General features: G+C 33.7%; 1 protein-coding gene. It reads right to left on the bottom strand.

Features of this window, described 5'->3' with window-relative positions:
- A partial coding sequence (locus D7Y11_RS43070; RefSeq protein ID WP_126936532.1) for a membrane-associated protease 1 occupies positions 1 to 283 on the bottom strand: 283 nt, incomplete at its 3' end.
- Between the last annotated feature and the right edge of the window lie 121 nt (positions 284 to 404).

Genomic DNA, 404 nt, shown 5'->3' with positions numbered 1-404 from the left:
GTCTTACAATTTGAGAAGCAGAAATAACATCTACTTTAACGTTTCTATAACAATCAGCCTTTTCTGCTGGTACTAATGACCATTGTGCTAGCTTGATTGTAGTATCTGCTGCCTCCCCATTTACTGGTGTCAAAATTTTACCAGCGATTTCTAATGTTGTTCCTAAGTCTGTTGAACGTGCATTAGAATCATCTGGTGTATCTGTTTTAAACTCTACAGTTTCAATACTTTCGATGTTTAAATCAATACTTTCTGCGCCCTCAACTTTTACTCTAAATCCCATTTTTGAGCCTCCCTTTATTTTTATTTATAATTAAAATAGATTTTTAATCTATTATAATTAGCCAACTTGACTGTGTGCATCATTACGTGTAATCTCAACTTCTAAGTTCTTAACGTTACCG

The sequence above is a fragment of the Corallococcus sp. AB018 genome, from assembly GCF_003986945.1.
Classification (GTDB): domain Bacteria; phylum Myxococcota; class Myxococcia; order Myxococcales; family Myxococcaceae; genus Corallococcus; species Corallococcus exiguus.
Note: the sequence above shows the minus strand (reverse complement) of the source record. Positions and strands in the feature narration are given on the sequence as shown.